This is a genomic window from Streptomyces griseorubiginosus (genome assembly GCF_036345115.1).
Lineage (GTDB): Bacteria > Actinomycetota > Actinomycetes > Streptomycetales > Streptomycetaceae > Streptomyces > Streptomyces griseorubiginosus_C.
This window is the reverse complement of the sequence record NZ_CP107766.1, coordinates 3834207-3860197: the sequence shown is the minus strand read 5'-3', so window position 1 is coordinate 3860197 and position 25991 is coordinate 3834207. Positions and strand designations below refer to the sequence as shown.

Genomic DNA, 25991 nt, shown 5'->3' with positions numbered 1-25991 from the left:
ACTGGCCTCTACGGCCGTGCCGCCGACCACGATGGCTGCGAACCTCGTCCAGTCCGTCGACTGGCTCGCCATCGCGCCACCCACCATCGCGGCGGTCGTCGGACTCGTCGTCCTGGTCGCAGACCTGTTCGTCGGCGACCAGAAGAAGGCCCTGCTCGGCTGGCTGTCGGTCGCGGGCCTCGCCGCCTCCGCACTCCTGTTGCTGCCCCTCCTGGACGGCGACCGCAGCACCTTCTGCCTGACCGGCGACACACGCGTGTGCAGCTATACGGCGGACCGCTTCACGCTCGTCATCCAGTTCCTCGTGCTGGGCGGCGCCCTCCTGGCGGCCCTCCTGTCCGTCACCATCCTCAAGGACGCCGACAAAAAACTCCCTGAAGGCGAGTACTGGTTCCTGCTGCTCTCCTCCGCGGCCGGCGCCGCCCTCCTGCCCGCCTCCCGCGACCTGGCGACCCTGATCGTCGCCCTGGAGGTCGCCTCCCTGCCCGCCTTCGCGCTCGTCGGCATCCGGCACGGAGACAGGAAGTCCTCAGAAGCGGCCCTGAAGTTCTTCCTGTCCTCGGTCACCGCGACCGCGGTCAGCCTTATGGGCATCAGCTTCGTGTACGCCTCCACGGGCACCCTGTACCTCACCCAGGTCGCCGACCGCATCCAGCACGTCGACGGACAGCTCCACACCCTCGCCCAGACCGGCGTCGTCCTCACCCTCGTCGGCTTCGCCTTCAAAACGGCCGCGGTGCCCTTCCACTTCTGGGTGCCCGACACCTATGTGGGCGCGCCCCTCCCGATCGCCGCCTACTTGTCGGTCGTCGGCAAGGCGGTGGGTTTCTCCGGGCTGATCCTCATCACCGTCGTCGCCCTGCCCTCCTACGCCGACGTCTGGGGCCCGGCGCTCGCCGCGCTGGCCGCCCTCACCATGACCGTCGGCAACCTCGGAGCCCTCCGACAGGAGGCCACACGCGCGTACAGCGCCGTACGACTGCTCGCCTGGTCCTCGGTCGGCCAGGCCGGCTACCTCCTCGTCCCGATCGCCGCGGCCGCGTACTCCGACGATGCCGAACGGTCAGTGGGCTCCACCGTCGCCTACGCCCTCATGTACGCCGCCGTGAACCTCGGTGCCTTCGCGGTGGCCGCACTGGTGGGCCGTACGAGGACCTCGAACCGCATCACCGACTACCGCGGCCTCTACGCGACCAACCCGATCGCGGCCCTCCTCCTGGCGTTCTTCCTGCTCTGCCTGGCCGGCCTGCCACCGGGCATCATCGGCCTGTTCGCCAAGGTCACCGTCTTCTCTGCGGCCGTCGACGCGGGACTGGGCTGGCTCGCCGTGGTCATGGCCGTCAACGTCGTGATCGCGCTGTTCTACTACCTGCAGTGGACGACCCTGCTGTTCCGGGCCCCCGAGGGCGAGCCCACCGCCCACCGCGTGCCCGCCCCTTTGACCGCAGCGCTCGCCCTGACCGGCGTCCTCGGCCTCGCCCTCTCCGGCGCACCTCAGTTGGTGCTGCGCTTCACCGACACGGGCCTCTTCTGAAGCCGGCCCTCCTGCAGTCCACTCTTCTGAATCAGCCCTTCTGAAGCCGGCTGTCGTTCCTCCCGTGTCCGAGCCCGCACCGGCGACCTGAGCCGTCACCCGGACGGCCCACCTGGGCCTCCGCGCCCACCAGGGAACTCGTGGCCCTCGTCTGGCGTTGAGCAGAACGGGAGGGTCCACTGGACGTGACATCACGGACCGGTGGCTCGGAAGACATCGGAGACCAGCAAGCAAAGGGTTCCCCTGCTGCACCACTTGGAGGGCGTACCGTGCACCGCCGGCACAACGGGCTCAGGACCGCAGTCCTCCTCGGGGGACTGTCCGCACTCATCATCCTCATCGGCAGCTTCTTCGGCCGCATGGGGCTGGTCGTGGCCGTCCTGATCGCGCTGGGCACCAACGCGTACGCGTACTGGAACAGCGACAAGCTGGCTCTACGCGCGATGCGCGCCCGCCCGGTGAGCGAGTTCGAGGCGCCGGCCCTGTACCGCATGGTCCGCGAGCTCTCCACCCAGGCCCGCCAGCCCATGCCGCGCCTGTACATCTCACCGACCGAGGCACCCAACGCCTTCGCGACCGGCCGCAACCCGCGCAACGCCGCCGTGTGCTGCACCGACGGCATCCTGCGCATGCTGGACGAGCGCGAACTGCGCGGTGTCATCGGCCATGAGCTCAGCCATGTCTACAACCGAGACATCCTGATCTCGTCGGTCGCCGGCGCCCTCGCCTCCGTGATCATGTTCCTGGTCAACTTCGCCTGGCTGATCCCGATCGGCCGTTCCGACGACGATGACGGCCCGGGCCTCCTCGGCATGCTGCTGATCATGCTCCTCGGACCGCTGGCGGCCAGCCTGATCCAGATGGCCATCAGCCGCTCCAGGGAGTACGAGGCGGACGCGTCGGGCGCCCAGCTCACCGGCGACCCCCTCGCGCTCGCCAGCGCCCTGCGCAAGCTCGAAATGGGCACCAAGCAGCTGCCGTTGCCCCCGGAGCCGCGCATCGAGACCGCGAGCCACATGATGATCGCGAACCCGTTCCGCCCTGGCCAGGGACTGTCCAAGATGTTCTCGACGCACCCGCCGATGGCGGAGCGCATCGCCCGGCTCGAGAAGATGGCAGGTCGCCCCCAGTGAAAACCATCCTGAACGTCATTTGGCTCGTCCTGAGCGGCTTCTGGCTGTTCCTCGCATACCTGGCCGCGGGCGTGCTGCTCTGCATCACGATCATCGGCATCCCGTTCGGGATAGCCGCCTTCCGCATCGGCGTCTACGCCCTGTGGCCCTTCGGGTACACCACGATCGAGCGCCGGGACGCGGGCGCCCCCTCCTGCGTGGGCAACGTCCTGTGGCTGGTCCTCGCCGGGTGGTGGCTGGCCCTGGGCCACATCGCCACCGGCCTCGTCCTCTGCCTGACGATCATCGGAATCCCGTTCGGCATCGCCAACTTCAAGCTGATCCCCGTGTCCCTGTTCCCATTGGGCCGCGAGATCGTCCCTTCGGACGAGCCGTTCGCGACCCGCTGACGGGCGGGCCGGGGGAGTGGGGGCACCGAAGTACGTCCTGCTGTCGTACGACCGCGAGGCCGAGTTCGAGGGCGAGGAGGGCTACGAGGAGACCTGGGCCCTGTGCGAGGACGTCACCGACCTCTTCGCCGACCCGCCGCCTCCGGCCCGGGAGACGTACGAACTCCTGGGCTGTGCTCCCGAGGGCGCCCTTCGGCAGGCCCTCGCACACGCGCGTGCCACGGGCTCAGCACCCCTCGGCGAGCTGACCCTGGAGATCCTGGACAGGACCGGCGCGGCGGTCGGCGAGTGGTACCTGGAAGACGTCCGGGTGCTCGGCGACCGTCCCTCCAACCGCGACCTGACCCTCCGGGATGTCACGATCGAGGGCACCGAGCCCGACAACACCCCGTACGACGACCCCACGTGCCCGCCCATGTCCCCGGGCTACCGGCTGGCGGGCCCGGAAGGCGCACCGTACGGTACGTGCCGCGCCCTGGCCCGGACGCACGAGCCGGCGGACGACCCCATGGAACCCCCGGCACGTCTGCTCGGCTGCACGCCGCGGGGTGCCCTGAAGGCCGCGTTGGACTCCGGGGAGGAAGACCTCGGCCACGCGAAGCTCCTGCGCGTCGACTCCGCCGGGCGGCCTGTGCAAGCCGCCGCCGAGGGCGAGTTGCGTGCCTGGATCCCCTCCGCTCGCGGCCCCGGCACGGTCGACCTCACCCTCGACCTGTGGTCGGAGCGGCCGCCGCTCGCGGCACCGGAAGTGTGGGAGCAGTGGGACGAGGGCCGACCCGCCACCCCCAACCGCTGGGCGCGATGCGACACCGAAGGCCGCCGTTTCTGGCTGAGGACGGCTCTCGACAACCATGAGCACGGCCGCCCGGACCGGCCGCCGAGCACCACCTACCACCTCGACGGCCGTCACATCACTGACCTGCCTGGCTTCTTCTGCGCCCTCGGCGAGACGGTCAACGGCCCTGGTGGTTACTTCGGCTGGGGCCTGGACGCCCTGAACGACTGTCTGCGAGGCCACTGGGGTGCGGCCCCGCCCTTCACCCTGGTCTGGCACGACTCCGAAGTCGCCCGCCGCTGTCTGGGCGTCACCCCGCACGCCGTCCGCCGACCGCCCGCGTTCGAGGAGCTCCTAGCCTTCCTCTCCGAGCGCGATCGGGTCGACGTCCGCCTCGCCTGAGCTGAGCCGCGGTCGAGCTGAGGCCGACTGTGGTTGAGCCGAAGCCGCAAGCCGGAGCCGGAGCCAGAGCCAGAGCCGCAAGCCGGAGCCGCAAGCCGGAGCCGGAGCCGGAGACGAGGCCGACGCCGAAGACGAGGCCGAAGCCGAAGCCGCCCGAGGTTATCCACAGGCCGATGGTTGTCCACAGGCCTGCCCGACTGTCAGTGCCGCCCTGCATCATGAATGCATGACCGAGAGCGAGCAGTTGCTGGCACGGGTGGCGGACAAGGCCCGCAGCACCCGGCCATGGGGCTGGACTTCCCTCCCCGAGCCGGTGGACGCGGCCACCCTCACCCGCGCCGAGGCCGCACTGGGCTTCCGCCTGCCCCCACTGCTCGCAGACCTCTACCTGCACATAGGAGACGGCGGATTCGGCCCGGAGTACGGCCTGTTGCCCCTGCTCGACAGCCCTCCGGCCGGCGAGCCCGCAGCCGTCGTGCAGTACCTCGCCAACCGAAAGAGCGGCCGCAAGGACCCCGACTGGCCCTGGCCCGAAGGCGTCCTGCCGATATCGCACTGGGGCTGCGCGATGTACGCGTGCGTCGACTGCCACAGCCCGGGAGCCACCGTCCTGCTGTTCGAGCCCAATGGCGGTGACTGTGACCATTCCTGGTTCGTGGACAGCGTCACCCTCGCCGACTGGCTGCGAGCGTGGGTCGACGGCACGGGCTGGTACGAGGAGATGAACGAGGAGCTGGAGATGGCCCCGTGGGGGGAGTTCCGAATACGTGCGGCCCGGTCGGTCCAGGCGTTCTGACGCAGCGGTCCCCGCAAGGGGCGGCGTGTACGTATCTCGGCGGCTCAGCCGCGGGCCGCGAAGACCACCGCAACTGACCTGCCCGGCGCACTGACCCGCACCACAACTCGCCGCTTCACCTACCGCGCCCCCGCGCGCGTACGCCCTTCCGTACGCCGTACGCCACCGCCCCGACCCCCAGCACTCCCGCCCCCACGACCACCGAAACCGCCGGCAGTGCGAACGCCAGCACCCCGCACCCGAGCAGACCCACCACCGGCACCGCCCGCGCCGCCGGTCCCGAACGCAACGTCCAGGTGGACGCGTTGGCCACCGCGTAGTACGCCAGCACACCGAAGGAGGAGAACCCGATCGCGCCCCGCACGTCCACCGTGGCGGCGAGGACCGCGACCACCGCGCCCACGGCAGCCTCGGCCCGGTGCGGTACCTGGAAACGGGGGTGGACGGCGGCCAGCACGCGGGGCAGATGCCCGTCCCGGGCCATGGCCAGCGTCGTCCGTGAGACGCCCAGGATCAGGGCGAGCAGCGAGCCGAGCGCGGCCACAGCGGCGCCGACCCGCACCACCGGCACGAGGCCTGGCACTCCGGCCGCCCGCACCGCCTCGGCCAGCGGCGCGTCCGCACGCCCCAGAGCATCGGCACCCAGCACGGAAAGGACAGCCACCGCGACCGCCGCGTACACGACCAGCGTGATGCCCAGGGCCAGGGGGATCGCGCGGGGGATGGTGCGCGCGGGATCCCGTACCTCCTCACCGAGGGTCGCGATGCGGGCGTACCCCGCGAACGCGAAGAACAGCAGACCCGCCGCCTGCAACACCCCGCCCAGGCCGCCGGAAGGCCCCACGTCCAGCCGCCCGGCGTCGGACGCGCCCGACCCCAGACACACGACCACGACGGAAGCGAGGACAGCGAGGACCACGGCCACGATCGCCCGGGTCAGCCAGGCGGACTTCTGGATGCCGCCGTAGTTCACCGCGGTCAGCGCCACCACGGCCGCGACGGCCACGGCATGGGCCTGCCCCGGCCAGACGTACGCACCCACCGTCAAAGCCATCGCCGCACAGGAGGCCGTCTTCCCGACCACGAACGACCAGCCCGCGAGATAACCCCAGAACGGACCGAGCCGCTCGCGCCCGTACACGTACGTGCCACCGGAGGCCGGGTACAGGGCGGCCAGCCGGGCCGAGGACGTGGCGTTGCAGTAGGCGACCACGGCGGCGATGGCGAGTCCGAGCAGCAGCCCGGACCCGGCGGCGTGTGCGGCCGGACCCAGGGCGGCGAAGATCCCCGCACCGATCATCGAACCGAGCCCGATGACGACGGCGTCGGCCACTCCCAGCGTGCGCCGCAGCTCGGCACCGGAATGAGTCATGAGCGGCACCCTACTGATCGGCTGCAACCGCGGAGTGCGGCCCTGACGTCCTCTAAGGCAACAGGACGCGAACACCCGCTCGACGAACACCGCATCGCGGGCCGCCCGGGCCCGGGTATGCCGGCAGGCCGCACGAGTACGCCGTACGACCCATGCGCACGAGGACCGCACAGCAGGCCGGGACGAAGATCACAGCCCCCGGACAGTGCGGGCACAGCGCGGAAGGGCAGGTTCAGGGCATGAGCATCATCGGCTGGATCATCCTCGGGCTGTTGGCCGGAGCCATCGCCAAGTTCCTGCTGCCGGGCCGCGACCCGGGCGGCTTCATCGGGACGACCCTCATCGGCGTCGCGGGCGCGTTCATCGGCGGCTGGATATCGGCCCGTTGGCTGGACCATCCGATCAGCAAGAGCTTCTACGACGGGGCCACCTGGGCAGCCGCGATCGGCGGTTCGCTCGTGCTCCTGATCGCCTACCGTCTCCTGTTCGGCAACTCGCGCGACTGACATCCCCGAACCGCAGCCAGCAGGCGAGAAGGGTGGGCACCGGCCAGGTGCCCACCCTTCCTCGTGAAGCCGTGGATCAGCGGCTCACCGGTAGTTCACGAACTGGATCGCGAAGTCGAAGTCCTTGCCCTTCAGCAGGGCGATGACGGACTGAAGGTCGTCGCGGCTCTTCGAGCTGACCCGCAGCTCGTCGCCCTGCACCTGGGCCTTCACGCCCTTCGGACCCTCGTCACGGATGATCTTCGCGACCTTCTTCGCGTTGTCCTGGGAGATGCCCTCCTCGATCGACGCGAAGATCTTGTACTCCTTGCCGGAGAGCTGCGGCTCGCCCGCGTCGAGCGCCTTCAGCGAGATCCCGCGCTTGATCAGCTTGGACTGGAAGACGTCGAGGACGGCATTGACCCGGTCCTCGGAGTTCGCCTCCATCAGGATCTTGTCGCCGGACCACGAGATCGAGGCACCCACGCCCTTGAAGTCGTAGCGCTGGGAGATCTCCTTGGCGGCCTGGTTGAGGGCGTTGTCGACCTCCTGCCGCTCGACCTTCGAGACGATGTCGAAACTGGAGTCGGCCATGTCCTGTGGCTCCTTGTATCGGGGTGCGTTCGGCGTATGTACGGATGCGTATCGGCGTACGTGGGGGCGGGCGCCGAGCCCGGCGTGGACCCGGGCCGCATCCGCCCAAGCCTAGTCACCCCACGCCCCGCGGGCGCAGATCAATCAGGTGGCGAAGCACCCCTGGGCATCGGGTATTGTTTACGTCGTTGCCACGGAGCACCGCCGAAAGACGGTTCGAAGGGCAGCAACCCCGGCGGTGTGCCCGAGCGGCCAAAGGGAGCAGACTGTAAATCTGCCGGCTCAGCCTTCCCAGGTTCGAATCCTGGCGCCGCCACGCTGAGAAAAGAGACCCCCTCTGAACTGCGGAAACGCAGGGCGGAGGGGGTCTCTTCATGTCCTGGGAGATGGGTCGGGGCGGTGGGTCAGGACACGTGTTCGTGTTCTTCGCGCAGGGCCGAGCGCATGTAGTGGAGGCGCTCCATGGTGCGGCGGCGCATCCACAGGATCCAGCAGCAGAAACCGGCCGTGCCGAGTGCGAAGACGAGCGGGAAGAGCACGGAACCGGTGGCCACGCCGAGGGCGAGCACCGCGGCCGCGATCAGGCCCATGAAACCCAGCCAGTACGGCAGCCAGCGGGCACCGCGTTCGAGGCGCTCCAGCTGGTCGTCCACCAGCCTTCGCATGGCCGCCCGTTTCTCGGGATCGTCCGGCACCTCGCGATGCCGGATCCCGCGGCCGAGTTCGGCGAGTCCGCGTGAGTCGGTGCCTGCCGCGTTGCGGGCCCTGCGGCGCTGTACGGCGATGAACGCCACCGCGACGACCGTGTAGAGCGCCCCTCGGATCACCCACAGGACAGGGTCCCGGTCCCAGCGGATCAGAGCTGTGACACCCACGCACATAACGAAGATCAAGACCGCTTGTGCGGTCAGACTGCGGTCGAGCCAGCGCTTTAAGGAGCGCACGACACGTACCTCCTCGGAATCGACGGATACCGCTGTCGTTTCCGAATACCCCTTCGAGAGCGGCCTATTGGGGGTGAGGAAGGGGGAGGGGGCGGGCGACGGTGCCGGGCGCTGTCACTCCGATCAGCCCGCCAGCCACCCTCCAAGACGCACGATTCCCGCCCGTCCGGGGCACACTGACCGCATGTCCAGTCGTCGCAGGCTCTGCCCCGAATGCCGTCGCGAGATCGCGGTCGTCGCCGGTCGCTTCGCCCGGCACGATCCGCCCGGAGCGCGCGAACGAGGTCAGCTGGTCTCCTGCCCGGGATCCCGCAGACAGGCGGAACTCGGAGCGGCACAGCCGTCGTTGGACGGGTACACGGTCCCGACCGTCCCCGGCCAGCTCCCGCTCTTCTGACCTGCCGGGCGACCTACGACCCCTGTCCGGCCGGGCGACCTACGACCCCACGCGCCGGGCGGCCTACGCTCCCCGCCCGGCTCCAGGTCCCATGCCCATGCCCATGGCTCCATGCCCCCCTGGCCCCATGCCCCAGCGAGCCCAAGGCCCTACGCCCCCGCCCGCACCTCCATCCGCCCCACCAACCCGTCCGCCCCGAACCAGTACACGTGCTCGATCGTCTCCCCGGCCCACCGTTCGCCCGACGGCTCCCGCACCCCGAGCCGTACGGTCGCCACCGTCACCTCGGCGGATCCGCCCGGTCCGAGCCCCTCCAGTCGTACGAGGGGAGTGCCCGTCGCGAACTGCCGTGCCCAGTACGCCCGTACCGCCTCACGGCCGTGCAGCCGGCCACCGTCCAGCATGTTCGGCCAGTCCACGTCGGGGGCCAGGCAGTGCGGCAGGAACGTGTCCCGCTCGTCCGTCGCGAAGACCTCGTACATCCGCCGCAGCAGTGCCTCCCGCGCGGCCGGCACGCCCTCCGCGGCCACTCTCAGTTGCCCGCCACCGACTTGACCGCCACCGACACCGGCGTGGAACCACTGATCAGCTCCAGCGTCAGCCCGGCGGTCGCGGGCGTGTCCAGCAACTCCGCGAGTACGGCGGCCACGTCGTCGCGCGGGACAGGACCCCGCCCGGTGTGCGCCTCCAGCCGTACCAGGCCGGTGCCGGCGTCGTCCGTGAGCGCGCCGGGACGCAGCACCGTGCAGTCCAGGGCGTCCAGGCCGCTCACATAGGCGTCCGCCTCGCCCTTGGCGCGCAGGTACACGTCGAAGATGCCGTCGCCCTCGTGCCCCGGGTCCGCTCCCATGGACGAGACGATCACATAGCGCCGTACGCCCGCCCGGACCGCCGCGTCCGCGAACAGCACCGCCGCCGCCTTGTCCACCGTGTCCTTGCGGGCCGCACCGCTGCCCGGGCCCGCTCCCGCCGCGAAGACCGCCGCGTCGGCGCCCCGCAGACAGTCCGCGACCTCCTCGACCGAGGCCGACTCCAGGTCCAGCACGACCGGTTCGGCGCCGGCGTCCCGAAGGTCGTCGCCCTGTTCCGCGCGGCGGATGATCCCCGCGACCTCGTCCCCGCGCGCGGCGAGCAGCCGCTCCAGCCGCAGCGCGATCTGACCATGTCCACCAGCGATGACAATGCGCATGCCTTCGACCGTACGCCCCAACAGCCGCATCCGCCTGCGCCGTCCGGCGGCAACGGCCCGCTCCGGACCACTGCGGCCAACCGGTCATGCACCACCCCGGCCCCTCAAACAACCGCCCCGGCACACACCCCCGCCCCTCCAGCACCCAGCCGCCGCGCCGCGCCCCCGCACCCAAGACACCTGCTCCGCCCCTAAGAAACCTCCCCCCGCCCCTGCCGAGGCAACCCCAACTCCGAGCTCGCGGAGTTGCAGTACTCCCGTACCGCGCTGGTCCGTGCCACCACGCGCCCCCCGTGCACCACGATCCGGCTGTACGCCAGGGAGAGCGCGCCGGCCAGGCGGTCGCCGCGCACCGCGAGCAGTTCGGCCGGGAAGCCCGCCTCCACGCGTACCTCGGGGAGTCCGAGGACGGCTCGCGCGGAGCCGCTCACCGTGTCGTAGGCGTCCTCGGGCCGCAGGCCGTACCGGGAGGCGAGCAGATACGCGGCCTCCAGGGGGTCACCGCGCCCCACCGGATTCGAGACGTCCCGCAGCGCACCGCTCCCGGCCGCCACCCGGACCCCCGCCGCGCGCAGCAGCCGTACCGGAGCCGTGTCCCGCCCGTCGACGCCCCCGCAGCCGCCCTGCGGCAGGCACACCACCGCCACCCCGGCCGCCGCGAGCTGGTCTGCGGTCCGGGACACCACCTCGGCGGGCAGCCGGTCGAGGCCCGCGCAGGGGCCGAGGGTCACACCGGGGCGCAGTCCGCCGGCCATCGCGGCGAGGCGGGCGAGGCGGGCCGGGTCGGCGGCGTCGGTGTGCAGGTCCACGGGGCAGCCGTACTCCGAGGCCACCTCCAGGACCGCCTCCGCGTAGCCCGTCGGATCGGGGTCGAGGTCCGGGCAGCCGCCCACCACCGAGGCGCCCATCTTCAGCGCGTCCCGCAGTATCGCGAGCCCCTCGGCCCCGGCCGCCCCGGTCAGCACCCGCGGCATCGCCACCGCCGTCAGCTCGGTGAGCCCGCGCAGCGAACGCCGTGCCTGGAGTACGGCGGCCAGCGCGCCGAGACCCTGGACGTCCCCCACGCGCACGTGTGCCCTGAGCGCGGTCGCGCCGTGCCCGAGCTGGAGGAGTGCGGCCTCGGTGGCCCGGCGCTGGACGTCGTGGGGGTCGTAGGAGAGCGGTCCCTCGACGTCGGCCGACAGCGCGGTGTCGGCGTGGGCGTGCGGCTCGGCCGGGGCCGGCAGCAAGAGGTAGCCGGCGAGGTCCACGCGTGCTCCACGCGCGCGTGGACCGCCCACGGCCAGGCTTCCGGCCGTACCGACCGCCTCGATGCGCCCGCCGCCCAGCCGTACGTCCACGGTCCGGCCGTCGGTGAGCCGCGCCCCGCACAACAGGAGGCCGGCCCCGTCCGGGCCGCCCGAGGACGAGGCACCCGACCAGGACGACGAGGAGTGGTGCGGCTGCGGCTGGCTGTCGGGCATCGCGCTCCAGGGGCTCGGGCTGCGCTGCCCGGAGCCGCCGAGCCGCCGGAACCGCGCAAGGGACGCAAGATCACGCAGAGTGAGTCGAGCCTAGGGTGGCCGCGCCGCCGTCACAGGGAGGAGCGCAATAGTCGTACCGGTGTGGTCCGCCGTACGGGAGAGGCTCCTGAGGGCTTCGGGAAGGCCGTGGATCAAGGCACCCGGGGCGCCACGAAACGGATTTGGGTGAACGGCTGCGGACCGTGTAATGTCTTCATCGCTCGCCCCAATAGCTCAGTCGGCAGAGCGTCTCCATGGTAAGGAGAAGGTCTACGGTTCGATTCCGTATTGGGGCTCTGGTGTGTGAGGTTCCCGTCGCGAGGCGGGAGCGGATCGCATCGTAGCGGTGTAGCTCAGTCGGTAGAGCAAGCGGCTCATAATCGCTGTGTCACCGGTTCAAGTCCGGTCACCGCTACTGACAGTAGCCGATTGCGGGGTCGGTCCTTCGATCGGCTACTCTTCTATGCGTTAAACCATCCCATCCGTTCGTCAAGGAGCACTCACGTGGCTGCCACCGACGTCCGCCCGAAGATCACGCTGGCCTGCGTGGAGTGCAAGGAGCGGAACTACATCACCAAGAAGAACCGGCGTAACAACCCGGACCGACTGGAGATGAAGAAGCACTGCCCGCGTTGCAACGCGCACACCGCGCACCGCGAAACGCGATAAATCAGGCTCGTACACGAGGCCGTCCCCGAGAGATCGGGGGCGGCCTCGCGTCGTTGAGGGACCCCGTACCGGCCAGTAGAGCAACCAGGAGGTGCCGAGCCCATGGCGCTCGACCAGTCCTTCGTGGGGCGGAGCTACCCGCCCACCGACCCCTATGAGGTGGGCCGGGAGAAGATCCGTGAGTTCGCCGAGGCGGTGGGAGACACCAACCCCGCGTACACGGACCCGGAAGCGGCCAAGGCGCTCGGCCACCCCGATGTGATCGCCCCGCCGACCTTCGTCTTCTCCATCACCTTCAGGGCGGCCGGGCAGGTGGTCCAGGACCCGCAGCTCGGCCTGGACTACAGCCGTGTGGTGCACGGCGACCAGAAGTTCGCCTACGTCCGCCCCGTGCGCGCCGGCGACCGGCTGACGGTCACTTCCACCATCGAGGCCATCAAGTCCCTGGCCGGCAACGACATCCTGGACATCCGCGGTGAGGTCCACGACGAGGCCGGCGAGCACGTCGTGACCGCCTGGACCAAGCTGGTCGCCCGCGCGGCCGAGGGGGCGTGACGAAGAACATGACGGCGAAGATCGCATACGGCGACGTCGAGGTCGGCACCGAGCTGCCCGCCCAGACCTTTCCCGTGACCCGCGCCACCCTCGTCCAGTACGCGGGCGCCTCCGGGGACTTCAACCCCATCCACTGGAACGAGAAGTTCGCCAAGGAGGTGGGCCTCCCGGACGTCATCGCGCACGGCATGTTCACCATGGCCGAGGCGATCCGCGTGGTGACCGACTGGACCGGCGACCCGGGCGCGGTCGTCGAGTACGGCGTCCGCTTCACCAAGCCCGTCGTCGTCCCGAACGACGACCAGGGCGCCACGATCGAGGTCAGCGCCAAGGTCGCCGCCAAGCTCGACGACAACACGGTCCGCGTCGACCTCACGGCGACCAGCGCCGGGCAGAAGGTCCTGGGCATGTCGCGAGCGGTCGTACGACTGGCCTGATGACCGTCTATAGGTGCCGATGTAAGGGGTGTCCTCCATGGTGGGGCGCCCCTTACATCCTCCGGCGATCCGCCCCCTTGCGAAGTTAGTGATTGAGTACTAACTTACTCGCATGGCCAGGATGAGTGCAGAGGAGCGGCGCGAGAGCGTCATCCGCGCGGCGACGACCGAGTTCGCCCGCGGCGGCTACTACGGGACGTCGACCGAGGCCATCGCCAAGCGGGTCGGGGTGTCGCAGCCGTATCTCTTCCGGCTCTTCCCGGGCAAGAAGGCGATCTTCCTCGCAGCTGCGGAGGCCTGCGTGGAGGACACCATCCGTATCTTCCGGGAGGCCTCCGAAGGGCTGGAGGGCGAAGAGGCCCTGCATGCCATGGCGGACGCGTACACCAAGGTCATCGCGGTGCGGCCCGAGCTGCTGACGATGCAGATGCAGATGTACGCCGCGGTCGGCGCCGCCGAGCAGGAGGGCGACCACGAGTTCGGCGAGGCGGTGCGGGCCGGCTGGATGCGGCTGTGGGACACCGTCCACCTGCCGCTCGGCGCCGACATCGGCGAGACGACGACCTTCCTGGCGTACGGAATGCTCATCAACTGCCTGGTGGCGATGGGCTTCCCGCCCCAGCACCGGGTCTGGGAAGGCCTCTACCCGTCAGCCAGGGTCAAGGGCCGACTGGAGCACTGAGTACCGGCAAGGCGTCACCGGCGCCTTTTCATGATCGAGAAACTTAGTAATCAATAACTAATCAAACGCTGGGGGAGCGATGCCACAGCAAGCGCAAGCCACACCGCCCGTACGCCGCGGGGGAGCCCTCTGGGCCCTCGTCATCACCAGCGTCGCCGGATTCATGGCGGCCCTCGACAACCTCGTCGTCACCACCGCCCTGCCCTCCATCCGCGAGGACCTCGGCGGAGCGCTGCACGACCTCGAATGGACCGTCAGCGCCTACACGCTCACCTTCGCCGTCCTGCTGATGACCGGCGCGGCACTCGGCGACCGCTTCGGCCGCCGCCGGCTCTTCCTGACCGGCCTCACGATCTTCACCGGCGCCTCGGCCGCCGCGGCACTGGCCCCCGGCATCGACTCCCTCATCGCCGCCCGCGCGGTCCAGGGCGTCGGCGCGGCGATCATGATGCCCCTCACGCTCACCCTCCTCACCGCGGCCGTCCCCGCCGCGAGGCGTGGAATGGCGTACGGCATCTGGGGCGCCGTCAACGGACTCGCGGTCGCCTCCGGGCCGCTGATCGGCGGAAGCCTCACCGAGCACATCTCCTGGCAGTGGATCTTCTGGCTGAACGTCCCGCTCGGCGTCGCCCTGCTGCCCCTCGCCCGCCTCCGCCTCGCCGAGTCCCACGGCACGGGCGCGCGCCTCGACATCCCCGGCACGCTGCTCGCCAGCGGTGGTCTCTTCGGTGTCGTCTACGGCCTGGTCCGCGGCCCGTCCGACGGCTGGACCGACTCGCTGGTCCTGCTGGCCCTGTTCGCGGGCGGCGCGCTGCTCGCGGCCTTCGTCCTCTGCAGCACGCGGGCCAAGAACCCCATGCTCCCCATGCGGCTGTTCCGCTCCCGGGCCTTCTCCGGCATCAACGCGGCCAGCCTTCTCATGTTCCTCGGCATGTTCGGCTCGATCTTCCTGCTCAGCCAGTACATGCAGGGCGTCCTCGGCTACTCGCCCACCGAGGCGGGGCTGCGGATGCTGCCGTGGACCGGCATGCCGATGCTCGTCGCGCCGATCGCCGGGATCCTCTCCGACCGCGTAGGCGGGCGTCCGGTCGTCGCCACGGGACTCTTCTTCCAGGCGGCGGGTCTCGCGTACATGGCGTCCGTGGTCACCGTCGACGCGTCGTACGGCTCGCAGCTTCCGGGCCTGATCCTCAGCGGCATCGGCATGGCCCTGTTCTTCGCGCCCGCGTCCAACCTGGTCATGTCGAGCGTGCGGCCGTCGGAGCAGGGCATTGCCTCCGGGGCGAACAATGCGCTGCGGGAGGTTGGTGGGGCGCTGGGGATCGCCGTAATGGCGTCGATCTTCGCCGCGCAGGGTGGTTACGAGAGCGGACAGTCCTTCGTGGACGGCTTGCAGCCGGCGCTGGTCACTGGAGCGGGGGTGGTGGCTGTGGCCGGGGTTGCGGCTCTGCTGATTCCTTCGCGGAAGCGGGTTGAGGGGGACGGGGTGCGGGGGGCTTCCGAGGGGGCTCGGGAGCTGGAGGTCGTGGCAGGTTGATCTTGTGGGTCGACGGTCCCGTCCGGGGGAGGGCGGGGCCGTTTCGGGTGCCTATGGGGGTGCCGGGTTCTGTTGCAGGGCGGGTGCTGGTGCGTTGTGGCTTGTCGCGCAGTTCCCCGCGCCCCCGCTGCGCTGGGCTTGGGCCGGGCGCCTACGGGGGTGCCGGGTTCTGTCGTCAGGCGGCTTGCGGGTCCGTTGTGGCTGGTCGCGCAGTTCCCCGCGCCCCTAGGGGGTTGCAGTTGGCCTGCGCCACGATGGGACCGTTAGCCGCCCGCGTCCGCCCCCACGGACCGTTGGCCGCCCGCGTCCGCCCCCACCGGCTGTTCGCCGCCGACGGCGTGAAGGGGACGGGGTGGGGGGTGTCCGCCCGCAGCGGCCGGCGTCCGGAACCGGGCGACTGCTCAAGGGACCGAGCCGCCGGACCGAGGACGGATACCCCCCACCCCGGCACCGACCCACCCACCGGACCGGATGCGCTACGCACGCCCCCACCGGACAGCGAGAGGCCGCCGCAGGCCCCTCAGGGGCGCGGGGAACTGCGCAAAACGCCCGCCCCCACCGACCCGCACCCACCCACCCCCGTACCCTGTACCGCGTGCAGGAACGACACGACGCCCCCCTCGCCCCCCTCACCACCTTCCGCCTGGGCGGCCCCGCCACCCGCCTCGTCACCGCGACGACCGACGCCGAGGTGATCGACGTCGTCCGCGAGGCCGACCGCACCCGCACCCCCCTCCTCGTCATCGGCGGTGGGTCCAACCTCGTCATCGGGGACAAGGGATTCGAGGGCACCGCACTCGTCGTCGCCACCAAGGGCCTGCACCTCACCGGCACCCACCTCGAACTCGCCGCCGGCGAAGTATGGACCGACGCCGTCGCACGCGCCGTCGACGCCGGACTCGCCGGTATCGAGTGCCTCGCCGGCATCCCGGGCTCCGCCGGCGCGACCCCCATCCAGAACGTCGGCGCCTACGGCCAGGAAGTGTCCTCCACCATCACCGAGGTCATCGCCTACGACCGTCACACCGGCGAAACCGTCACCCTCAGCAACGACGAGTGCGCCTTCTCCTACCGCCACAGCCGCTTCAAGCAGGACCCCACCCGCTACGTCGTCCTCCGCGTCCACTTCGAGCTGGAAGACGCAGGCGGCCTCTCCGCGCCCGTCAAGTACGCCGAGACCGCCCGCACCCTCGGCGTCGAACCCGGCGACCGCGTCCCCCTCGCCCAGGCCCGCGAGACCGTGCTGAAGCTGCGCGCGGGCAAGGGCATGGTCCTGGACCCCGACGACCACGACACCTGGTCGGCCGGCTCCTTCTTCACCAACCCGATCCTCACGGACGCCCAGTTCACCGAGTTCCACGCGCGCGTGAAGCAGCACCTCGGCGAGGACGCCGAACCCCCCGCCTTCCCCGCGGGCGACGGCCACACCAAGACCTCCGCGGCCTGGCTGATCGACAAGGCCGGCTTCACCAAGGGCTACGGCACCGGCCCCGCCCGCATCTCCACGAAGCACACCCTTGCCCTCACCAACCGGGGCGACGCCACCACCGAGGACCTCCTCGCCCTGGCCCGCGAGGTCGTGGCAGGCGTACGGGACACCTTCGGGATCACCCTGGTCAACGAGCCCGTGACGGTGGGCGTCAGCCTGTAAGGGAAGGGGAAGGGGAAGGGCGAGGCGGAAACCGGGTTGTCGGTAGCCGCCCCCGACGACCACCCTGGACGCATGACGCCCAGGACCCCCGCATGCGGCTGAACCTCACCGAGTTCAGACCCCGCACCGGCCCCCGTGAACACCGGGTCGTCCAGCCCCGCCACACCCTGCGCCACACCTCGCTGACCGCCCCGGAACCGATCGGCCTGCTCCTCGGCGACCACGACGGACTGAACCGGCTCGCGGGCCTGTTCTCCTTCGCCGCCTACTCACGCCACACCGTCGTCCACGTCCCGCTGCGGGACGGGGTCCCGCCGGACGAGGGCTGGGGCGAGCGCGTCGACCTGGTCCTCGCGCACCACTCGTACGGGCTGCGCCCCAGCAAGTGGCCCGAGCTGCGGCGCGCGCTCAAGGCCGGCGCTCCCGTGACCGTACGCACGGACGAGGCACGTACCCGGAGAGACGCGAACGCTCTCCTACGACGACGAACGCGCGCCGACCACCGGGACGAACTGCGGCACGCCACGCACGCGCGTACCTTCTTCCTCTTCGGCAGCCGGGACACCTTCGCCGAGACGGCCGTGGCCTTCGCGTACGCGGCGGGCTGGGGACCGCGCCAGACGCGTGTCGCCGAAGGCCACTCGGCCCTGATGACCGGAATCTGGCTGAAGGATGGCCGGGGTGGCGGGCACCCCTACGAGGTCCTCGTCTCGTTCAAGCCCTATCCGCCCTACGCCCACTTCAAGCGGCCGGGTGACTGAGCCAGTCGTCCACCCCCGACAGCAGCTTGGCCTTCACGTCCTCCGGCGCCGCCGAAGCCCGTACCGACTGCCGGGCCAGCTCCGCGAGTTCCGCGTCCGTGAAGCCGTGATACTGCCGGGCGATCTCGTACTGCGCGGCCAGCCGGGCCCCGAAGAGGAGCGGGTCGTCCGCGCCCAGCGCCATCGGCACCCCGGCTTCGAACAGCTTGCGCAGCGGCACGTCCTCCGGCTTCTCGTAGACCCCGAGGGCCACGTTCGACGCCGGGCACACCTCGCACGTCACCTGACGGTCCGCCAGCCGCTTCAGCAGCCGCGGGTCGTCGGCCGCGCGGACCCCGTGCCCGATCCGGTTCGCGTCCAGGTCGTCGAGACAGTCCCGTACCGACGACGGTCCGGCCAGCTCGCCGCCGTGCGGCGCGGACAGCAGCCCGCCCTCGCGCGCGATGTGGAACGCCCGGTCGAAGTCCCGCGCCATGCCCCGGCGTTCGTCGTTCGAGAGGCCGAAGCCGACCACGCCCTTGTCCGCGTACCGCACCGCTAGCCGGGCCAGCGTGCGCGCGTCCAGCGGGTGCTTCATCCGGTTCGCGGCCACCAGCACCCGCATCCCTAGCCCGGTCTCACGCGAGGTCGTCTCCACCGCGTCCAGGATGATCTCCAGCGCCGGGATCAGCCCGCCGAGCCGGGGCGCGTACGACGTCGGGTCGACCTGGATCTCCAGCCACCCGGACCCGTCGCGCACGTCCTCCTCCGCGGCCTCCCGCACCAGCCGCCGGATGTCCTCGGGCTCCCTGAGACACGAGCGGGCGGCGTCGTACAGCCGCTGGAACCGGAACCAGCCCCGCTCGTCCGTGGCCCGCAGCCTCGGCGGCTCCCCGCTGGTCAGCGCGTCGACCAGCGCCTCGGGCAGTCGTACCCCGTACTTGTCGGCCAGTTCCAGAACCGTCCCCGGGCGCATCGAGCCGGTGAAGTGCAGGTGCAGATGGGCTTTCGGCAGCTCAGAGACATCACGTACACGCTCCATCCCAGGATCCTGCCGTACGCCACTGCCGTCCCGGTACCACTTTCCCCTTTAGTGGTCTTGCTCGCACAAAAAAGCACCCCCTCACGTGAGGGGGTGCTTCCGGTGCTTCCGGTACGGCGACCTCAGTCCCGCGCCTCCGCCAGCAGCTTCTGGATCCGGCTGACGCCCTCGACGAGATCCTCGTCACCCAGCGCGTACGACAGCCGCAGGTAGCCCGGCGTGCCGAAGGCCTCGCCCGGGACGACCGCGACCTCGGCCTCCTCCAGGATCAGCGCGGCCAGCTCGACCGTGTCCTGCGGGCGCTTGCCGCGGATCTCCTTGCCGAGCAGCTCCTTGACCGAGGGGTAGGCGTAGAAGGCGCCCTCGGGCTCGGGGCAGAACACGCCGTCGATCTCGTTGAGCATCCGGACGATCGTCTTGCGACGGCGGTCGAAGGCCGTGCGCATCTCCGCCACCGCGTCGAGGTTCCCGGAGACCGCGGCGAGGGCCGCGACCTGGGCGACGTTCGACACGTTGGACGTGGCGTGCGACTGGAGGTTGGTCGCGGCCTTGACGACGTCCTTCGGGCCGATGATCCAGCCCACCCGCCAGCCGGTCATGGCGTACGTCTTCGCGACACCGTTGACCACGATGGTCTTGTCGGCGAGCTCGGGCACGACCACCGGCAGGGAGTGGAACTCGGCGTCGCCGTAGACCAGGTGCTCGTAGATCTCGTCGGTCAGGACCCACAGGCCCTTCTCGAGCGCCCAGCGGCCGATCTCCTCGATCTGCTCGCGGCTGTAGACCGCGCCGGTCGGGTTGGAGGGGGAGACGAACAGGACGACCTTGGTGTTCTCGGTGCGGGCCGCCTCCAGCTGCTCGACGGAGACCCGGTAGCCGGTCGTCTCGTCGGCGACCACCTCCACCGGGACACCGCCGGCCAGCCGGATCGACTCCGGGTAGGTCGTCCAGTACGGCGCCGGGACGATGACCTCGTCGCCCGGGTCGAGGATCGCGGCGAAGGCCTCGTAGATCGCCTGCTTGCCGCCGTTGGTCACCAGGATCTGGGACGCGTCGACCTCGTAGCCGGAGTCGCGCAGCGTCTTCGCGGCGATCGCGGACTTCAGCTCGGGGAGGCCGCCGGCCGGCGTGTAGCGGTGGTACTTCGGGTTCGAGCAGGCCTCGACGGCGGCCTGGACGATGTAGTCCGGGGTCGGGAAGTCCGGCTCACCGGCGCCGAAGCCGATCACCGGACGCCCGGCGGCCTTGAGGGCCTTGGCCTTGGCGTCCACGGCGAGGGTGGCGGACTCGGAGATCGCGCCGACTCGGGCGGAGACCCGGCGCTCGGTGGGAGGGGTTGCAGCGCTCATGGGGCCCATCGTTCCAGACCGGAAACTCCCCCGGCACACGGGTTTCACAGACTGAACAACGGTTGAACAACCGTCCGGATTCGCACCGCACGCTGGGCGATCTTCCTTCCCCAAGGCCCCTACGGGCGCTTTCTGTTCGACGGGGGGCCGCGGACCACGTACACTCTCACCTCGTTGGCCTTCAGCAGCCGCCCCGTCAGGTGCACACCGAGCACCCGGTCGGATGCGGTACGTTGGGGGGCACACAAAGGGTCGTAGCTCAATTGGTAGAGCACCGGTCTCCAAAACCGGCGGTTGGGGGTTCAAGTCCCTCCGGCCCTGCTACACACCTCCCCGCCAGGATGTGTGCGCATGTACGTACAGCAATGCACCGCCGTGCGGCTCCGACCGGGCGCGGCACGGCCACGACCCGGGAACAGGTGAGGACGAATGGCGGACGCCGTGGGCTCCATCGATACGCCTGGCGCCCAGGATGAAGTGCCGGAGACCCAGAAGAAGACCCGCAAGGGCGGCAAGCGTGCCAAGAAGGGCCCGCTGAAGCGTCTGGCGACCTTCTACCGGCAGATCGTCGCAGAACTCCGCAAGGTCGTCTGGCCGACGCGGAACCAGCTGACGACGTACACGACCGTGGTGATCGTCTTCGTTCTCGTCATGATCGGTCTGGTGACCGTGATTGACTATGGACTCAACCACGCCGCCAAGTACGTATTCGGCTGAGCACAGAGCGAAGGGCGCCGAGGTTACCGGCGCCCCTTTTCGCATGTTCCACCCCTTGTATCCAGGAAGAAGCAGCCACCGTGTCTGACCAGAACCTGAACGACGCCATCGAGCCCGACGAGTCTGTCGACGACGAGCTCGACATCGTCGAGGGCGCGGACGAGGACCTGGACGAGGTCGAGGCTGCCGACGCCGAGGCGGGCGAGCCCGCGGAGGAAGCCGCTCTCCACACCGAGGACGAGTTCGGGGACGAGTCCGGCGGCGACGTCGAGGCCGTCGAGGACGAGGACGCCGAAGAGGTCGAGGAAGAGCCCGCCGAGCCGGTCGACCCCGTCGCCGCCCTGCGCGAGGAGCTGCGGACCCTGCCCGGCGAGTGGTACGTCATCCACACCTACGCCGGTTACGAGAACCGCGTGAAGACCAACCTCGAGCAGCGTGCCGTCTCGCTCAACGTCGAGGACTACATCTTCCAGGCCGAGGTGCCGCAGGAAGAGGTCGTCCAGATCAAGAACGGCGACCGCAAGACGATCCGTCAGAACAAGCTCCCCGGCTATGTGCTGGTGCGCATGGACCTGACGAACGAGTCCTGGGGCGTCGTCCGCAACACCCCCGGCGTGACCGGCTTCGTGGGCAACGCCTACGACCCGTACCCGCTGACTCTGGACGAGATCGTCAAGATGCTCGCCCCCGAGGCCGAGGAGAAGGCCGCCCGCGAGGCCGCCGAGGCCGAGGGCAAGCCGGCTCCGGCCCGCAAGGTCGAGGTCCAGGTCCTCGACTTCGAGGTCGGCGACTCGGTCACCGTCACCGACGGCCCCTTCGCCACCCTCCAGGCCACGATCAACGAGATCAACGCCGACTCCAAGAAGGTCAAGGGCCTGGTGGAGATCTTCGGCCGCGAGACCCCGGTCGAGCTGTCCTTCGACCAGATCCAGAAGAACTAGTTCTTCGCAGAAGGCTTCCGACCAGGTCAGGCGGGCTGCTCCTAGCTCTCCTGACCTGCTCGGTTTTTGGCCGCGCATCTATACCCGCTATCGTTGTGCGGTATGCCTGCGTTCGGGTGGTCCCCGTTCACAGGCAGGACCCGAATCGAAAGGACCCGGAGAGCTATGCCTCCCAAGAAGAAGAAGGTCACGGGGCTCATCAAGCTCCAGATCCAGGCCGGTGCCGCCAACCCGGCTCCGCCGGTCGGCCCCGCGCTGGGTCAGCACGGCGTCAACATCATGGAGTTCTGCAAGGCGTACAACGCCGCGACCGAGTCGCAGCGTGGCTGGGTGATCCCGGTGGAGATCACGGTCTATGAGGACCGCTCCTTCACCTTCATCACCAAGACGCCGCCGGCCGCGAAGATGATCCTCAAGGCCGCGGGCATCGAGAAGGGCTCCGGCGAGCCGCACAAGACCAAGGTCGCCAAGATCACCGAGGCGCAGGTCCGCGAGATCGCCACCACCAAGCTCCCCGACCTCAACGCCAACGACCTGGACGCCGCCGCGAAGATCATCGCCGGCACCGCGCGTTCCATGGGCGTCACGGTCGAGGGCTGAGCCCCAACCCCCCGTACATCAAGCAGAAGTGGCAGGGCCGGCTCGGCCCGTACCACGACTCCTAAGAACACACAGGAGCAGTTGTGAGCAAGCGCAGCAAGGCCCTTCGCGCTGCGGACGAGAAGATCGACCGGGAGAAGCTGTACGCCCCGCTCGAGGCCGTCCGTCTCGCCAAGGAGACCTCCACGACCAAGTTCGACGGCACCGTCGAGGTCGCCTTCCGTCTGGGTGTCGACCCGCGCAAGGCCGACCAGATGGTCCGTGGCACCGTGAACCTCCCGCACGGCACCGGTAAGACCGCCCGGGTCCTGGTCTTCGCGACCGGTGACCGTGCCGAGGCCGCTCGTGCCGCGGGCGCCGACATCGTCGGCGCCGACGAGCTGATCGACGAGGTGTCGAAGGGCCGTCTGGACTTCGACGCCGTCGTCGCCACCCCGGACCTCATGGGCAAGGTCGGCCGCCTCGGCCGCGTGCTCGGTCCCCGTGGTCTCATGCCGAACCCCAAGACCGGCACCGTGACCCCGGACGTGACGAAGGCTGTCACGGACATCAAGGGCGGCAAGATCGAGTTCCGCGTCGACAAGCACTCGAACCTGCACTTCATCATCGGCAAGACGTCGTTCGACGACACCAAGCTGGTGGAGAACTACGGCGCGGCCCTGGAGGAGATCCTCCGTCTGAAGCCGTCCGCCGCCAAGGGCCGGTACATCAAGAAGGCCGCCATCAGCACCACGATGGGCCCCGGCATCCCGGTCGACTCCAACCGCACCCGCAACCTCCTCGTCGAGGAGGACCCGGCCGCGGTCTGAGACACCGGCAGGTTCACGGGCCCCGCACCTTTCGAGGTGCGGGGCCCGTTCCCATGTGCGGGACCAGTGCTCTGAGTTAGCGTGCGAGCAGGGCACTTGTACCGGGGGGACGAATGAAGAGGACGACGGCGACGGTCCGGCTCGCGGCGTTCGCCGCGCTGACGGGACTGGTCGCCTGCACCTCCTCAGGCTCACCCGACAGGCCGGAAGCCACGCACACCGCCTCGGCCCCCGCCGCCCTCCCGGCCCTGCGCACCGCCGAGCGCTCCACCCAGCAGGCCGGGACGGCCCGGGTGCGGTCCACCACGGTGATGGGCAGCCAGCTGTCCCTCACCGCCGACGGCCTCCTCGCCTGGCGCGACGGCCTCTCCGGCACCCTCACGCTGCACTACACCGGCGGCACCGCGGCCGAGACGATGCGCGGCCTCGGTGTGACCTCCATGGAGGCCCGCTACCTCTCCGACGCCTACTACGCGCGCCTGGGCGACACCTTCGCCGCGAAGACGGGCGGCAGGCACTGGCTCAAGTACGCCTACGAGGACCTGAGGAGCCTCGGCGGCGGCGCCGACCTCGCCGACCAGATGCGCTCCACCACCCCCGACCAGTCGGTGCGGCTGCTCCTGGACTCCGAGGACGTGCGCGAGGTCGGCGCGGAGACCGTGGACGGCCGGGCCACCCGGCACTACTCCGGCACCGTGACGGTCGGCGACGTCACCGACGCCGGGCTCCAAAGGCGCCTGGAGGACGCGGGCGTCACCGGCGAGAGCGTCGACATCTGGATCGACGAGAAGAACCTCCTGGTCAAGAAGGTCGAGAAGACCAGCACCGCCAACGGCAAGGTCACCCAGACCGCCCACTACAGCGACTACGGCGTCAAGGTCGCCGTACACCGGCCGCCGGCCGCGGACACCCAGGACTTCACGTCCCTCCTGTCACAGTCAGGCACCAACCCCTCCTGAGCCACGGGGAATTCAGCGACCCCTGTCACCCCTCTCGGATAAGCTCGCGGTCTTGCTGTGAATCGACCATGTGTTCCTTGGGGGGAATCAATGGCTACTTCTGTACGACGTTCCGCGCGCTGTCGGACCATCGGCGTCGGCCTCGCGGCCGTGGCCCTGGCCTCGGGCGCGGTGAGCTGTGGCAAGGGGGGCGAGGAGTCGCCGGAGATGACTCCCGCGGCCGCCGTCGCCAAGGCGGCGAAGAACACGGAGGAGATCACCTCCTTCCGCTACCGCATGAAGGGCGAGATGCCCGAGCAGGGCAAGGTCGTGGCCGAGGCCTCCATGCGGACCAAGCCCGACCTCGCGATGAGCATGAAGATGACCGCGGACGGAGAGGGCTCCGCGGAGATCCGGCTCGTCGACAAGGCCATGTACATCGGGGGCAACCCCGAGCTGGCCAAGGAGATGGACGGCAAGAAGTGGATGAAGTTCGACCTGTCCGCGCTCGGCAAGGACGGTGGCCTCGGCGCCACCGCGCCCGGCGCCGGCCAGGCCGACCAGAACCCTGCCTCCATGTCCTCCTTCCTCAACGGCGCCAAGGACGTGAAGAAGGTCGGCACCGAGACGATCGACGGGGTCAAGACCACCCACTACGCGGGTGACGTCACGCTGGCCGAGCTGAAGGCCTCCTTCAAGGACGCCGACAAGTCGGTCCGTGAGCAGCGCGAGAAGAGCACCGAGCAGCTCGAGAAGCTGGGCCTGGACAAGTTCACGATGGACATGTGGGTCGACGGCGAGGAGCACGCCAAGCAGTTCCGCATGCAGGGCGACGCCACCAAGGGCAAGTTCGACATGACCTTCACCTTCCTCGACTACAACAAGCCCGTCACCGTCGAGGCGCCGCCCGCCGGCGAGACCGCCGACCTGGCCGAGATGATGAAGGAGCTCCAGAGCAGCTGAGCGTCGTAGGGCCGGATTTGCTTGACAGGGATCCGGTCACGTACGCTCCTACAGAAGCCAAAGACCGCTGGTCGTTGCCGTGTCCTCGCAAGGGGGTGCGGTGGCCGAAGGATCCGCTGAGAATCGCGGACGACCCGCGCAGGTGACTGTGGAAGTTGCTCCTGGATTCCGCTGCCGCAAGGTTGCGTGTTCCGGTCGAGCCACGCCCCGTGCGCCTGCGCCGGGGCGTTTCGTCTTGTTCAGCCCCTTCTGAGCGGTCCTCATCACCCGGAAGGAGGCCGACGCTCTATGGCAAGGCCCGACAAGGCTGCCGCGGTAGCCGAGCTGACGGAGCAGTTCCGCAGCTCGAACGCCGCCGTGCTGACCGAGTACCGGGGTCTCACCGTGGCGCAGCTCAAGAACCTGCGCCGTTCGCTCGGTGAGAACGCCCAGTACGCCGTGGTGAAGAACACGCTGACCAAGATTGCGGCCAACGAGGCCGGGATCACGACGCTCGACGACCTGTTCAACGGTCCGACGGCGGTCGCCTTCGTCACCGGTGACCCGGTGGAGTCGGCGAAGGGTCTTCGTGACTTCGCCAAGGACAACCCGAACCTCGTCATCAAGGGCGGTGTCCTTGATGGCAAGGCGCTGTCCGCCGACGAGATCAAGAAGCTTGCGGACCTCGAGTCCCGCGAGGTTCTGCTCGCCAAGCTGGCGGGTGCCTTCAAGGGCAAGCAGACTCAGGCTGCTCAGGTCTTCCAGGCGCTCCCGTCGAAGCTCGTCCGCACCGTGGACGCGCTTCGCGCCAAGCAGGACGAGCAGGGCGGTGCCGAGTAATTCGGCTCGCGCATTGATCCACGCCGCCTG

29 protein-coding genes and 4 tRNA genes are annotated in these 25991 nt (G+C 69.9%); 25 read left to right on the top strand and 8 right to left on the bottom strand.

What is annotated here, in order from left to right:
- Positions 1-31 precede the first annotated feature (31 nt).
- The 5 genes from OHN19_RS17295 (at position 32) to OHN19_RS17275 (ending at position 5029) form a co-directional block, all read left to right on the top strand.
- The gene (locus OHN19_RS17295; RefSeq protein WP_330269638.1) at positions 32-1534 is read left to right on the top strand and encodes an NADH-quinone oxidoreductase subunit N; all 1503 of its coding nucleotides are present in this window, start codon (positions 32-34) and stop codon (positions 1532-1534) included.
- A gap of 269 nt (positions 1535-1803) precedes the next feature.
- A complete protein-coding gene (htpX, locus tag OHN19_RS17290; RefSeq protein ID WP_330265037.1) occupies positions 1804-2667 on the top strand; it encodes a zinc metalloprotease HtpX in 864 nt (287 codons plus the stop codon).
- Positions 2664-3056 carry a YccF domain-containing protein gene (locus OHN19_RS17285; protein ID WP_330265036.1) on the top strand — a complete coding sequence of 131 codons (393 nt, stop codon included), beginning with the start codon at positions 2664-2666 and terminating at the stop codon, positions 3054-3056. The genes htpX and OHN19_RS17285 overlap by 4 nt, the downstream gene beginning before the upstream one ends.
- A gap of 16 nt (positions 3057-3072) precedes the next feature.
- Positions 3073-4233, top strand: a complete 1161-nt coding sequence (locus OHN19_RS17280) for a barstar family protein (protein WP_330265035.1) — start codon at positions 3073-3075, stop codon at positions 4231-4233.
- A gap of 226 nt (positions 4234-4459) precedes the next feature.
- Positions 4460-5029, top strand: a complete 570-nt coding sequence (locus OHN19_RS17275) for an SMI1/KNR4 family protein (RefSeq protein ID WP_330265034.1) — start codon at positions 4460-4462, stop codon at positions 5027-5029.
- Between the two features lie 115 nt (positions 5030-5144).
- Here OHN19_RS17275 and OHN19_RS17270 read toward each other — a convergent pair whose 3' ends face one another.
- Positions 5145-6401 carry an APC family permease gene (locus OHN19_RS17270; RefSeq protein ID WP_330265033.1) on the bottom strand — a complete coding sequence of 419 codons (1257 nt, stop codon included), beginning with the start codon at positions 6399-6401 and terminating at the stop codon, positions 5145-5147.
- 239 nt (positions 6402-6640) lie between these two features.
- Between OHN19_RS17270 and OHN19_RS17265 the strand changes: the two genes are divergently transcribed.
- Positions 6641-6907 carry a GlsB/YeaQ/YmgE family stress response membrane protein gene (locus OHN19_RS17265; protein WP_330265032.1) on the top strand — a complete coding sequence of 89 codons (267 nt, stop codon included), beginning with the start codon at positions 6641-6643 and terminating at the stop codon, positions 6905-6907.
- Between the two features lie 84 nt (positions 6908-6991).
- On the opposite strand, the gene OHN19_RS17260 is transcribed toward OHN19_RS17265, so the two are convergent.
- Complete coding sequence (locus tag OHN19_RS17260; protein ID WP_007384029.1) at positions 6992-7480, bottom strand: YajQ family cyclic di-GMP-binding protein; 489 nt, start codon at positions 7478-7480, stop codon at positions 6992-6994.
- Between the two features lie 234 nt (positions 7481-7714).
- Here OHN19_RS17260 and OHN19_RS17255 point away from each other — a divergent pair.
- A tRNA-Tyr gene (locus tag OHN19_RS17255) sits at positions 7715-7796 on the top strand.
- Between the two features lie 88 nt (positions 7797-7884).
- Here the strand turns inward: OHN19_RS17255 and OHN19_RS17250 are convergent.
- The gene (locus OHN19_RS17250; protein WP_330265031.1) at positions 7885-8361 is read right to left on the bottom strand and encodes a hypothetical protein; all 477 of its coding nucleotides are present in this window, start codon (positions 8359-8361) and stop codon (positions 7885-7887) included.
- 247 nt (positions 8362-8608) lie between these two features.
- On the opposite strand from OHN19_RS17250, the gene OHN19_RS17245 reads away from it, so the two are divergent.
- Positions 8609-8821 carry a hypothetical protein gene (locus OHN19_RS17245; RefSeq protein ID WP_330265030.1) on the top strand — a complete coding sequence of 71 codons (213 nt, stop codon included), beginning with the start codon at positions 8609-8611 and terminating at the stop codon, positions 8819-8821.
- A 149-nt stretch (positions 8822-8970) separates the two neighbouring features.
- Here the strand turns inward: OHN19_RS17245 and OHN19_RS17240 are convergent, their stop codons facing one another.
- The 3 genes from OHN19_RS17240 to OHN19_RS17230 all read right to left on the bottom strand — a co-directional run bounded on the left by OHN19_RS17240 (position 8971) and on the right by OHN19_RS17230 (position 11473).
- Positions 8971-9336, bottom strand: coding sequence for a nuclear transport factor 2 family protein (locus tag OHN19_RS17240; protein WP_330265029.1), 366 nt, complete (start codon positions 9334-9336; stop codon positions 8971-8973).
- 17 nt (positions 9337-9353) lie between these two features.
- The gene (locus OHN19_RS17235; RefSeq protein ID WP_330265028.1) at positions 9354-10010 is read right to left on the bottom strand and encodes an NAD(P)H-binding protein; all 657 of its coding nucleotides are present in this window, start codon (positions 10008-10010) and stop codon (positions 9354-9356) included.
- Between the two features lie 191 nt (positions 10011-10201).
- A complete protein-coding gene (locus tag OHN19_RS17230; RefSeq protein ID WP_330265027.1) occupies positions 10202-11473 on the bottom strand; it encodes an amidohydrolase family protein in 1272 nt (423 codons plus the stop codon).
- A 262-nt stretch (positions 11474-11735) separates the two neighbouring features.
- Between OHN19_RS17230 and OHN19_RS17225 the strand changes: the two genes are divergently transcribed.
- The 9 genes from OHN19_RS17225 to OHN19_RS17185 all read left to right on the top strand — a co-directional run bounded on the left by OHN19_RS17225 (position 11736) and on the right by OHN19_RS17185 (position 17804).
- Positions 11736-11808 (top strand) — tRNA-Thr (locus OHN19_RS17225).
- 46 nt (positions 11809-11854) lie between these two features.
- Positions 11855-11927, top strand: a tRNA-Met gene (locus OHN19_RS17220).
- 89 nt (positions 11928-12016) lie between these two features.
- Complete coding sequence (gene rpmG / locus OHN19_RS17215) at positions 12017-12181, top strand: 50S ribosomal protein L33 (RefSeq protein WP_003948671.1); 165 nt, start codon at positions 12017-12019, stop codon at positions 12179-12181.
- A 102-nt stretch (positions 12182-12283) separates the two neighbouring features.
- Positions 12284-12736 carry a MaoC family dehydratase N-terminal domain-containing protein gene (locus tag OHN19_RS17210; RefSeq protein WP_330265026.1) on the top strand — a complete coding sequence of 151 codons (453 nt, stop codon included), beginning with the start codon at positions 12284-12286 and terminating at the stop codon, positions 12734-12736.
- Positions 12737-12744: 8 nt separating this feature from the next.
- On the top strand, positions 12745-13173 hold the full coding sequence (locus tag OHN19_RS17205) for a MaoC family dehydratase (RefSeq protein ID WP_020135836.1): 429 nt from the start codon (positions 12745-12747) through the stop codon (positions 13171-13173).
- 112 nt (positions 13174-13285) lie between these two features.
- Complete coding sequence (locus OHN19_RS17200; RefSeq protein WP_330265025.1) at positions 13286-13855, top strand: TetR/AcrR family transcriptional regulator; 570 nt, start codon at positions 13286-13288, stop codon at positions 13853-13855.
- 79 nt (positions 13856-13934) lie between these two features.
- On the top strand, positions 13935-15392 hold the full coding sequence (locus tag OHN19_RS17195; RefSeq protein ID WP_330265024.1) for an MFS transporter: 1458 nt from the start codon (positions 13935-13937) through the stop codon (positions 15390-15392).
- A 595-nt stretch (positions 15393-15987) separates the two neighbouring features.
- Positions 15988-17043 (top strand): UDP-N-acetylmuramate dehydrogenase, encoded by a 1056-nt coding sequence (locus OHN19_RS17190; RefSeq protein WP_330265023.1) that lies wholly within the window; start codon positions 15988-15990, stop codon positions 17041-17043.
- 92 nt (positions 17044-17135) lie between these two features.
- The gene (locus OHN19_RS17185) at positions 17136-17804 is read left to right on the top strand and encodes a hypothetical protein (RefSeq protein ID WP_330265022.1); all 669 of its coding nucleotides are present in this window, start codon (positions 17136-17138) and stop codon (positions 17802-17804) included.
- Here the strand turns inward: OHN19_RS17185 and OHN19_RS17180 are convergent.
- Both OHN19_RS17180 and OHN19_RS17175 read right to left on the bottom strand, forming a co-directional pair.
- On the bottom strand, positions 17785-18825 hold the full coding sequence (locus OHN19_RS17180) for an adenosine deaminase (protein WP_330265021.1): 1041 nt from the start codon (positions 18823-18825) through the stop codon (positions 17785-17787). The genes OHN19_RS17185 and OHN19_RS17180 overlap by 20 nt on opposite strands.
- A gap of 122 nt (positions 18826-18947) precedes the next feature.
- Entirely contained in the window at positions 18948-20174 is a 1227-nt protein-coding gene (locus tag OHN19_RS17175; protein WP_330265020.1) for a pyridoxal phosphate-dependent aminotransferase, read from the bottom strand.
- Positions 20175-20422: 248 nt separating this feature from the next.
- On the opposite strand from OHN19_RS17175, the gene OHN19_RS17170 reads away from it, so the two are divergent.
- The 8 genes from OHN19_RS17170 (at position 20423) to rplJ (ending at position 25961) form a co-directional block, all read left to right on the top strand.
- Positions 20423-20495 (top strand) — tRNA-Trp (locus OHN19_RS17170).
- 108 nt (positions 20496-20603) lie between these two features.
- On the top strand, positions 20604-20891 hold the full coding sequence (gene secE, locus OHN19_RS17165; RefSeq protein WP_123762496.1) for a preprotein translocase subunit SecE: 288 nt from the start codon (positions 20604-20606) through the stop codon (positions 20889-20891).
- 80 nt (positions 20892-20971) lie between these two features.
- Positions 20972-21832 carry a transcription termination/antitermination protein NusG gene (gene nusG, locus OHN19_RS17160; protein ID WP_330265019.1) on the top strand — a complete coding sequence of 287 codons (861 nt, stop codon included), beginning with the start codon at positions 20972-20974 and terminating at the stop codon, positions 21830-21832.
- 165 nt (positions 21833-21997) lie between these two features.
- Positions 21998-22432 (top strand): 50S ribosomal protein L11, encoded by a 435-nt coding sequence (gene rplK / locus OHN19_RS17155; RefSeq protein WP_030317334.1) that lies wholly within the window; start codon positions 21998-22000, stop codon positions 22430-22432.
- Positions 22433-22515: 83 nt separating this feature from the next.
- Entirely contained in the window at positions 22516-23241 is a 726-nt protein-coding gene (rplA, locus tag OHN19_RS17150; protein ID WP_053846804.1) for a 50S ribosomal protein L1, read from the top strand.
- 113 nt (positions 23242-23354) lie between these two features.
- Complete coding sequence (locus tag OHN19_RS17145; protein WP_330265018.1) at positions 23355-24200, top strand: hypothetical protein; 846 nt, start codon at positions 23355-23357, stop codon at positions 24198-24200.
- Positions 24201-24290: 90 nt separating this feature from the next.
- The gene (locus OHN19_RS17140; protein ID WP_330265017.1) at positions 24291-25142 is read left to right on the top strand and encodes a DUF1396 domain-containing protein; all 852 of its coding nucleotides are present in this window, start codon (positions 24291-24293) and stop codon (positions 25140-25142) included.
- 288 nt (positions 25143-25430) lie between these two features.
- Positions 25431-25961, top strand: a complete 531-nt coding sequence (rplJ, locus tag OHN19_RS17135; RefSeq protein WP_123762500.1) for a 50S ribosomal protein L10 — start codon at positions 25431-25433, stop codon at positions 25959-25961.
- Positions 25962-25991 lie beyond the last annotated feature (30 nt).

Coding starts and splice junctions, on each gene's coding strand:
- OHN19_RS17295 (WP_330269638.1), top strand. CDS start 32: ATGGCTGCGAACCTCGTCCAGTCCGTCGACTGGCTCGCCATCGCGCCA.
- OHN19_RS17275 (WP_330265034.1), top strand. CDS start 4,460: ATGACCGAGAGCGAGCAGTTGCTGGCACGGGTGGCGGACAAGGCCCGC.
- OHN19_RS17270 (WP_330265033.1), bottom strand. CDS start 6,401: ATGACTCATTCCGGTGCCGAGCTGCGGCGCACGCTGGGAGTGGCCGAC.
- OHN19_RS17265 (WP_330265032.1), top strand. CDS start 6,641: ATGAGCATCATCGGCTGGATCATCCTCGGGCTGTTGGCCGGAGCCATC.
- OHN19_RS17260 (WP_007384029.1), bottom strand. CDS start 7,480: ATGGCCGACTCCAGTTTCGACATCGTCTCGAAGGTCGAGCGGCAGGAG.
- OHN19_RS17250 (WP_330265031.1), bottom strand. CDS start 8,361: ATGTGCGTGGGTGTCACAGCTCTGATCCGCTGGGACCGGGACCCTGTC.
- OHN19_RS17245 (WP_330265030.1), top strand. CDS start 8,609: ATGTCCAGTCGTCGCAGGCTCTGCCCCGAATGCCGTCGCGAGATCGCG.
- OHN19_RS17235 (WP_330265028.1), bottom strand. CDS start 10,010: ATGCGCATTGTCATCGCTGGTGGACATGGTCAGATCGCGCTGCGGCTG.
- OHN19_RS17230 (WP_330265027.1), bottom strand. CDS start 11,473: ATGCCCGACAGCCAGCCGCAGCCGCACCACTCCTCGTCGTCCTGGTCG.
- OHN19_RS17210 (WP_330265026.1), top strand. CDS start 12,284: ATGGCGCTCGACCAGTCCTTCGTGGGGCGGAGCTACCCGCCCACCGAC.
- OHN19_RS17205 (WP_020135836.1), top strand. CDS start 12,745: ATGACGGCGAAGATCGCATACGGCGACGTCGAGGTCGGCACCGAGCTG.
- OHN19_RS17200 (WP_330265025.1), top strand. CDS start 13,286: ATGGCCAGGATGAGTGCAGAGGAGCGGCGCGAGAGCGTCATCCGCGCG.
- OHN19_RS17195 (WP_330265024.1), top strand. CDS start 13,935: ATGCCACAGCAAGCGCAAGCCACACCGCCCGTACGCCGCGGGGGAGCC.
- OHN19_RS17185 (WP_330265022.1), top strand. CDS start 17,136: ATGCGGCTGAACCTCACCGAGTTCAGACCCCGCACCGGCCCCCGTGAA.
- OHN19_RS17180 (WP_330265021.1), bottom strand. CDS start 18,825: ATGGAGCGTGTACGTGATGTCTCTGAGCTGCCGAAAGCCCATCTGCAC.
- OHN19_RS17175 (WP_330265020.1), bottom strand. CDS start 20,174: ATGAGCGCTGCAACCCCTCCCACCGAGCGCCGGGTCTCCGCCCGAGTC.
- secE (WP_123762496.1), top strand. CDS start 20,604: ATGGCGGACGCCGTGGGCTCCATCGATACGCCTGGCGCCCAGGATGAA.
- rplK (WP_030317334.1), top strand. CDS start 21,998: ATGCCTCCCAAGAAGAAGAAGGTCACGGGGCTCATCAAGCTCCAGATC.
- OHN19_RS17145 (WP_330265018.1), top strand. CDS start 23,355: ATGAAGAGGACGACGGCGACGGTCCGGCTCGCGGCGTTCGCCGCGCTG.
- OHN19_RS17140 (WP_330265017.1), top strand. CDS start 24,291: ATGGCTACTTCTGTACGACGTTCCGCGCGCTGTCGGACCATCGGCGTC.
- rplJ (WP_123762500.1), top strand. CDS start 25,431: ATGGCAAGGCCCGACAAGGCTGCCGCGGTAGCCGAGCTGACGGAGCAG.